General features: G+C 62.2%; 7 protein-coding genes. 6 read left to right on the forward strand and 1 reads right to left on the reverse strand.

The features are described from left to right. Nucleotides 1-26 precede the first annotated feature (26 nt). From gtdA to AC1Q7F_RS27400, 5 genes are all read left to right on the forward strand, one after another. On the forward strand, nucleotides 27-1073 hold the full coding sequence (gtdA, locus tag AC1Q7F_RS27380; protein ID WP_492511729.1) for a gentisate 1,2-dioxygenase: 1047 nt from the start codon (nucleotides 27-29) through the stop codon (nucleotides 1071-1073). Next, entirely contained in the window at nucleotides 1070-1768 is a 699-nt protein-coding gene (locus AC1Q7F_RS27385; protein ID WP_492511730.1) for a fumarylacetoacetate hydrolase family protein, read from the forward strand. Before gtdA ends, AC1Q7F_RS27385 begins: the two co-directional genes overlap by 4 nt. Before the next feature lie 50 nt (nucleotides 1769-1818). Continuing rightward, nucleotides 1819-3141 (forward strand): MFS transporter, encoded by a 1323-nt coding sequence (locus tag AC1Q7F_RS27390; RefSeq protein ID WP_492511731.1) that lies wholly within the window; start codon nucleotides 1819-1821, stop codon nucleotides 3139-3141. Nucleotides 3142-3154: 13 nt separating this feature from the next. After that, entirely contained in the window at nucleotides 3155-3781 is a 627-nt protein-coding gene (maiA, locus tag AC1Q7F_RS27395) for a maleylacetoacetate isomerase (RefSeq protein WP_492511732.1), read from the forward strand. A 262-nt stretch (nucleotides 3782-4043) separates the two neighbouring features. Next, the gene (locus tag AC1Q7F_RS27400; protein ID WP_492511733.1) at nucleotides 4044-4541 is read left to right on the forward strand and encodes a hypothetical protein; all 498 of its coding nucleotides are present in this window, start codon (nucleotides 4044-4046) and stop codon (nucleotides 4539-4541) included. A gap of 229 nt (nucleotides 4542-4770) precedes the next feature. Here the strand turns inward: AC1Q7F_RS27400 and AC1Q7F_RS27405 are convergent, their stop codons facing one another. After that, nucleotides 4771-5694 (reverse strand): MipA/OmpV family protein, encoded by a 924-nt coding sequence (locus AC1Q7F_RS27405; protein ID WP_492511734.1) that lies wholly within the window; start codon nucleotides 5692-5694, stop codon nucleotides 4771-4773. A 191-nt stretch (nucleotides 5695-5885) separates the two neighbouring features. Here AC1Q7F_RS27405 and AC1Q7F_RS27410 point away from each other — a divergent pair, with 191 nt between their 5' ends. Then, nucleotides 5886-7370: a sensor histidine kinase gene (locus tag AC1Q7F_RS27410; protein WP_492511735.1), complete on the forward strand. Its 1485-nt coding sequence runs from the start codon at nucleotides 5886-5888 to the stop codon at nucleotides 7368-7370. Nucleotides 7371-7410 lie beyond the last annotated feature (40 nt).

Here is a 7410-nt window from a genome sequence, read left to right on the forward strand (position 1 = left end):
TCCAGCGTTCCAGGGAGGAACCCCGAATGTTGTTGGCCAATGACCAGCGCACGCAGCTGGACCGGCTCTACCAGGAAATGGCTCCGCATCACCTGACACCGCTGTGGGAAACGCTGAGCCAGCTTGTGCGCGCCCAACCGCAATCACCGGCCCGGACACACCGGTGGCAATATGAAGAGGCGCGTGCCTATCTGCTGCGGGCTGGTGATCTGATCAGCGCCGAACAGGCTGAACGCCGTGTCCTGATCCTGGAGAATCCAGGGCTGCCGGGACAGTCGGCGATCACGCCAAGCCTTTATGCCGGGCTGCAGCTTGTCCTTCCCGGAGAGATCGCGCCCTGTCACCGTCACTCACAATCCGCCCTGCGTTTTGTGATGGAAGGTGAAGGTGCCTTCACGGCGGTCGACGGGGAGAAGGCGATCCTGCATCCGTTCGACCTTGTCCTGACACCGTCCTGGCAATGGCACGACCATGGCAACAATACCGGCAAACCGATCATCTGGCTTGACGGGCTGGACATCCCGACGGTCCGGCATTTCGACGCCAGCTTCGCCGAACATCTGGATCAGAAGGTGCATCCGGAAACGGCGGGACCCGGCGCGACCCTGGCCAGCTATGGCCATAATCTGCGCCCGATGCGCGGCTCCGCCGCCGATCGCCGGCCGGCGCATCAGGCCCTGTTCCATTACCCTTATCAGAACTGGCGGCCGGCCCTGGACGCGATGGCCCGGACGGCGCCCATCGATCCCCATCTGGGGCATGCCCTGGAATTCGTGAACCCGGCGGATGGCGGCCCGATCATGCCAACCATATCGGCGCATGTCCGGCTTCTGCCCGCGGGCTTCGAGACGAAAGACCGGCGTTCAACCGACGGCACGGTGTTCGTCGTCGTGGAGGGCACCGGCACCGCGAATATCGAGGGGATGGACATACCGCTCGCACCGCGCGACATCGTGGTCGTCCCCTCCTGGCAGGCCCTGCGTCTGCAGGCGCGCACCGATCTGGTTCTGTTTGGTTACTCGGACAAGGCGGCACAGCAGAAACTCGGCCTTTTCAAGGAGAATTGTGCATGACCTCGATTTTTGCCCCCCCGGCGCCGACACTGGCCGCCACCACGGACGGACGGGCTTTTCCGGTCCGCCGGCTGTTCTGCATCGGCCGCAATTATGCGGCGCACGCGCGGGAGATGGGCCGGGACCCGGACCGCGAGCCACCCTTCTTCTTCACGAAATGGGCGGAAACCGTGGTTCCGTCGGGCACCGTGATCGCCTATCCGCCGGAAACCGCCAATTTCCATTATGAAGCGGAACTGGTCGTCGCCATTGGCAAGCCGGGGCGTAACATTGCCGCTGACGCGGCGCTGGAGCATGTGTTCGGCTATGCCGCCGGTCTGGACATGACGCGCCGCGATTTGCAGTTGGAGGCGCGCGACAAGGGGCGGCCGTGGGACACCGGCAAGAATGTCGAACAATCATCGCCGCTGGGCCTGATCCATCCCGCATCGGAAACCGGCCCTCTGACCAAGGGCCGGATCACGCTGAGCCTGAATGGTCAGATCCGGCAGGATGCCGACCTCGCCGATCTCATCTGGGATGTGCCGGAAACGGTCGCCTATGTCTCCCGTTTCTACCGGCTGGAACCCGGCGACCTGATTTATACCGGCACGCCGGCCGGTGTCGGCCCCGTGGTCCAGGGGGATGAACTCACGGTGTCCATCGACGGGCTGACCCCGCTCAGGATCACCATCGGCGCGCCGGCCGGGGAATAAGCAAGACAGCGGCGACGGCGAGTAGAAGCGCCAGCCCTGGGAGGATGGAAATGGCAGGAATGACCGGGCAGGCCAATTCGGCCTCAGCCATCGATAATGCACGTCCTGGTGCTTTTCAGTTCGGCATCGCCGCGCTCTGTGCGCTCATTGCCGGCATTGACGGTTTCGACACGCAGGCCATCGCCTATGTCGCGCCGTCAATCGCCGAGGCCTGGCAATTGGACAAGGCAGCGTTCGGCCCGATTTTCGGGGCCGGGCTGCTGGGCCTTACCATTGGTGCCTTCACCCTCAGCCCCGTTGCCGACCGCATCGGACGCAAGGCGGTGATCCTGTTCTGCTGCGCCATTTTCGGGCTTTTCGGCCTGCTGACGGCGACCGCCACCAACACCGAACAGTTGCTGATCTACCGCCTGCTCACCGGCATCGGGCTGGGCGGCGCCATGCCCAACCTGATCGCGCTGACCAACGAATATGCGCCGGCCCGGCTGAAGGCGACCATGGTCATGACCATGTTCTGCGGGTTTCCGCTGGGCTCCACCATCGGCGGCATCATCAGCGCGCCGTTGATCGCGCAGCATGGATGGGAGGCCGTCTTCATATTGGGCGGGCTCCTGCCGCTGATCCTGCTGCCTGCACTTTATATCCTGCTGCCGGAATCGGCACGGTTCCTGGCGCTGCGGGGCGATGCCGGCGGCAAGCTCGCCGGGATTCTGGCCAGGATCGATCCCGACGCCTCGGTCGATCAGTTCGTGAAGGAGGTGCAGCATGAAAGTGCCGCCGCCACGGCCCCAAGGTTCCCCCTGGTGGAGCTTTTCGCCGCCGGGCGGGCCAAACTGACGCTGCTGGTCTGGATCGCGTTCTTCATGAACCTGCTGGTCATGTATTTCCTGGTCAACTGGCTTCCCTCCCTGCTGCACGCGCTGGGACTGTCCCTGGAAACCGCCATCCTTTCCACGGCATTGCTCAATCTGGGCGGCGTTTGCGGGGCCATCATCCTGGGCCGCATCATCGACCGGTATGAACCCGCGATCATCCTGGGGCTTGCCTATGCGGGCTCGGCCGTGTTCATCGCCCTCATCGCACTGGCGGGACCAAACGTCCCCCTGCTGCTGATCGGTGCCGCGCTGGCGGGCTTCGGCATTGTCGGCGGCCAGATCGCGCTCAACGCCGTGGCGGCATCCTCTTATCCCACCTCCATCCGCTCCACCGGCGTGGGCTGGGCCCTGGGTGTGGGGCGTGTCGGCTCGATCCTGGGACCGGTCGCCGGGGGCGCCTTGCTGGCCCTGGGCTGGTCCAGCCGTGATCTGATCCTGGCTGCGATCATCCCGTCCCTGCTGGCCGCCCTCGTGGTTTTTTTCCTCCCCAAACGCTGACAGGAGAGGCACCATGATCCTGCATGGCTATTTCCGTTCCACCGCGTCCTACCGCGTCCGCATCGCCCTGAACCTGAAGGGCATTGCCTATCAGAATGCCTTCCACCATCTGCGGCGGAACGAGCAGAATGACAGCGCCTATCGCCGCCTCAATCCACAGGGTCTGGTGCCCTCGCTGGAGGTTGGGCCGAACGTGCTGACGCAGTCGCTGTCCATCTGTGAATATCTTGATGAAACCGTACCGACGCCGCCGCTGCTTCCGTCAGACCCGCTGCTGCGGGCCAAGGTACGCGCCTTCGCCCAGATCATCGCCTGCGACACCCATCCCATCCAGAACTTGAAAATTCTGGCCCGCCTCCGGGGGCTGGGCATCGCGGAGGACGCGGTGACAAACTGGGCCAGGACCAGCATCGAGGAGGGCCTGTCGGCCTGTGCGGCCCTCATCGATGACCGCAGCGATCTGTTCTGTTTCGGTGACAGCCCAGGACTTGCGGATATTTGCCTCATCCCGCAATTGGTGAACGCTCGCCGCTTCGGCGTGACCCTGAAATGGCAGAAATTGTTGGACATCGAGACCCGTTGTCTCGCGCTTGCCCCCTTCTTCAACGCATCGCCCGAACAACAGCCGGACGCCGAGTGATGAATTAGATCACGTCCCATGGCCTGGTGTAGGAGCGGCGTGTCCGCGGCCAGGCCCTGTGGGACAGAGGCGGCTGATTGCGTAAAGGAGGATTTCTGGCTCACCGTAGTGACCCGAAGGGAACGCAGATGAGGCAGAAATCCATGGTGCCGAGCAGGTAGAGCTGGTCCCCACCTCTCGAACAGCATACCGGCGCGGGGCCTGTTCAGGCCACATCACGAGGCCTGATACACGACCGATCGAACTCCTCGTAGCCGATACGATGTCAGAAGATTCCTCTTGCTTAATCGGGGGCATCCACACACCCGCCGGGATTGTCGGCGGCATCATAATTGGAAAATTCCAGCTCACACCGGCTTTCATCGCGCTGGAACAGGGGCGGGCCGAACTGTTCCCCGTGGTGACTGGCCATGGCGGGGCTGCCGACCGCTTCTTCGCGATCAAAAGCGGCGTCATCGGCGACCGCGATCTGGCCGGGCTGAAGCTGGGCACCTACTGGCCCGGCAACCGGGCCGCCGCCTTCGCCGGGCGCGTCATTGCGGCGTTGGGGATCGAAGCCGCGTCTGCCGGCCTGGAGGATACGGCACGGGCAGCGGATATCCTTGTGACCGCGACCGCCACGCGTGCACCCCTGGTGCAGGCGCGGTGGGTCCAGCCTGGCACCCATATCTCCGCAATGGGTGCGGATCCTCGGGGCAAGCAGGAACTGGACATGGGCCGGGTTGGCGGTTGCACATTGCGTCCAGGCCGGAAACGCTGAGTTCAACAAGGTTGCCCGGCGATAGGACGTGTTCCTTTTCGATCACCTTGCCGTCCCCGACCATGCTGAAGACCCGCTCAAACTGGATACTCACCAAGGTTTTGCAGCAATACCGGCGTTCCAGTTCCAGGCTGCCTTCACCCAAGGCCCGGTACATGACGGATGGCGGGCCTTGATGCCGCCGTTGCGACGGGCCAGAGTACCGGCGTGTCGCAACGGCGGACCGGCGTCAGAGGCCGAACGCGTAGGTCAGGCGCAGGCCGGCCATGAACTGGTTCTTCCGGCCGCGTTCCGTGATGAGGGGGCTGTCGGCGGCTTCGGGCGCCAGCCGGTCGTAGCGGGCCATCAGGCCCAAAGACAGGGTATCCGTGACGGGCGTGATGATGAAGGCGCCAACGCCGTAGGAGACAAGGCCGGCATCCGCCTTGTATCGGCTCAGTCCGGAATTGGTGGATTGTTTTGCGTTGATGCCAAAATAGGCGTTGTTGTACTTCGCGCTGGCAAAGGTCGCCTGTGGTCCAATCATATAGATCACCGGCCGGCCGAACTGCTCCGTCATGCCCATATATTGCGCGCCAATGTCGGCCACGACGCCCTTGTGTCCGCCGACAGCCTGTCGCACCTCCAGTGAGTAGCTGAACGGGTCGAAACTGTATTCCACGAAGCCGCCCAGTTCCGGCGCGGCATTCAGATCACCCATACCCTTCAGCGCCCTGGTCTTCTTGCCAGAGACACGGAAGGGGTTGCTGTCGTCCTCCTGTCGGCCGAAGTCGAATTTCGCGATCGGGCCGGCGCGCCAGCCGTCGCTGTTGATGATGTTGTAGCCGACCCCTTCGAACAGCGAGGCGAAGAAGATATCCTGGTATTCCACCTTGATATCGGGGATGACCATCGCCTGATAGTCCTTGGCCCCATTGAAGGCTGGCATATAGAGGGTGGCGAGGCCAACTGACAGTTTCCAGTCATAGTCCATCCCCGGCCCCGGCACGGGGGCAACGAATTCTCCCTGCTGTTCCGCTATCTGCTGCCGTTGCGGGCCGGTTTCCTGTGCCTTCACATTGGCGGAGACGGTCAGGGTGATGGACGCGGCAAGTGGTATGAAATTCAGGGCCTTGAGCGTGCTTACTGTCTTGAAGATGTTGGAATATTTCATCGAATGCTCCAGGAGCGGGGTGCCGATCGTCCGCATCCTACGGGCTTTTCCGGCCTGCACATCCGCCTTGAGACCGATGTGCAGGCCGGAAAAACCGATATGCTGGGTCGATATCTGCAAGGAGCGACCGCCAGCGCCGGACAGATCCAGCGTCAGTATGGTGGTGGGTGGGAATGGAGCATCACGGGAACATGAAGAACTGGCTCGACCATTGCCCGGCGTTTGTCGGCCGCCTGTGGTTGCAATTTGCCGTGATCTATACGCTGCTGGCGTTTTGCGCGATGACGCTGCTCAGCGTCAGCAAGTACAGCGCGGAGGATTATGGCGATTTCCGCAAGGCTGTCACCCTGGAGCATGTCAGGGATCTGGTCTCCAGTGAAAAGCTCACCGTTGCGCAGGCGATCCTTGATGTCACCGATGTGCGGTGGCGCCAGCAAGCGTGCGAGAATATCCGCAGGAAGCTCCAAAATATTGAACAGGTCAGCGGCGGATCCGTCTATCGGATCACCAATTCCAGCCGGCCCGAAGTCTATATTCAAATAGAGGACGAAAATAACCGGCTTGTCATATCCGATCCCGTCAATCTTCCGGCGGAGCTGGCCCCGCTTTTCGCCGCGATGAAGCAGCAGCGGGCTGCGACCGACAAGGTTACCTGGATGGTCGAAAACGGCCCCATCTGGGTGGACATGCCTATTGAGGACGGCAAAGGCAAGCTGATCGGGCGCGTACGCATCCTGTATGTTGCCGAGTTCGATACCTGGATACAGATTCAGAGCACCTTCGATTTCCTGCTCGGCGCATGGGGCTATGTCATTCTCTTCTCCGTTCCCATTGGCATCGCCTCCGGCGTGGCGGCCGCCCATTACGTGACGCGGCATTTGGGGCGAATGAATGATGTGACCGAAAGCTGGCGGCGGGGTGATTTCACCGCGCGCATCGCCCTTCCCAATGACGATGTGCTGATCCGGCATAGCCAGCATCTGAACGACATGGCGGATGATCTGGAACTCTATTTGTACCTGAAGCAGAACCTTGCTGTCAGCGACGAGCGCAACCGCGTGGCGCGCGAACTGCACGACACAGTGAAGCAGAAGCTGTTCGCGCTGGGCTTGCAACTGGCAACGGCCAAGGCCAATCCCACCGTGCTGGAGGCTGCCCGCGAGCCCATTCTGGAGGCGGAGACCATCAACCGGGAAGCGCAGCATGACCTGATGGAGATCATCACGCAGCTGCGCCCGACCAGCACCGGCGACAGTACGCTTCACAACCGGGTCGGCATGATCGCCGAAGATTTCAGGCGGCGGTTCGATGTCGACATCGAATTGGGTGATATGGGAGCCATCCAGCCCAACGCGCATGTGGAACATCAGGTGTTGCGCATTTTGCAGGAGGCGCTGATGAACGCGGTGCGCCATGGCAAGGCGTCCAGGGTGACCGTGGCCGCGGCAATCGACGGGAGTGCCGCAATGCTGGCCATTGCCGATAATGGGATCGGATTCGAAATGACCGCAAAAACAAAAGGCTTCGGTATCATCTCCATGCGTGATCGGGCGCGCGACCTGCCGGATGGACGGCTCGACATTGTAAGTGCGGAAGGTGAGGGAACCCGCCTGACGATTTCCTGGAAAAGCGAATCATGGGGACTATCGGGAATTCCGTGCTCGGCTGGGCCATAGTGAGATGCGAAAGGAGCTTCACGATGGCACGACGCAAGGA

The organism is Niveispirillum sp. GW835-FHT14G11, from assembly GCF_058793615.1.

Bases quoted from the DNA above. Each gene is read 5' to 3' on its own strand.
- gtdA (WP_492511729.1), top strand. From the start codon at position 27: ATGTTGTTGGCCAATGACCAGCGCACGCAGCTGGACCGGCTCTACCAG.
- AC1Q7F_RS27385 (WP_492511730.1), top strand. From the start codon at position 1,070: ATGACCTCGATTTTTGCCCCCCCGGCGCCGACACTGGCCGCCACCACG.
- AC1Q7F_RS27390 (WP_492511731.1), top strand. From the start codon at position 1,819: ATGGCAGGAATGACCGGGCAGGCCAATTCGGCCTCAGCCATCGATAAT.
- maiA (WP_492511732.1), top strand. From the start codon at position 3,155: ATGATCCTGCATGGCTATTTCCGTTCCACCGCGTCCTACCGCGTCCGC.
- AC1Q7F_RS27400 (WP_492511733.1), top strand. From the start codon at position 4,044: ATGTCAGAAGATTCCTCTTGCTTAATCGGGGGCATCCACACACCCGCC.
- AC1Q7F_RS27405 (WP_492511734.1), bottom strand. From the start codon at position 5,694: ATGAAATATTCCAACATCTTCAAGACAGTAAGCACGCTCAAGGCCCTG.
- AC1Q7F_RS27410 (WP_492511735.1), top strand. From the start codon at position 5,886: ATGAAGAACTGGCTCGACCATTGCCCGGCGTTTGTCGGCCGCCTGTGG.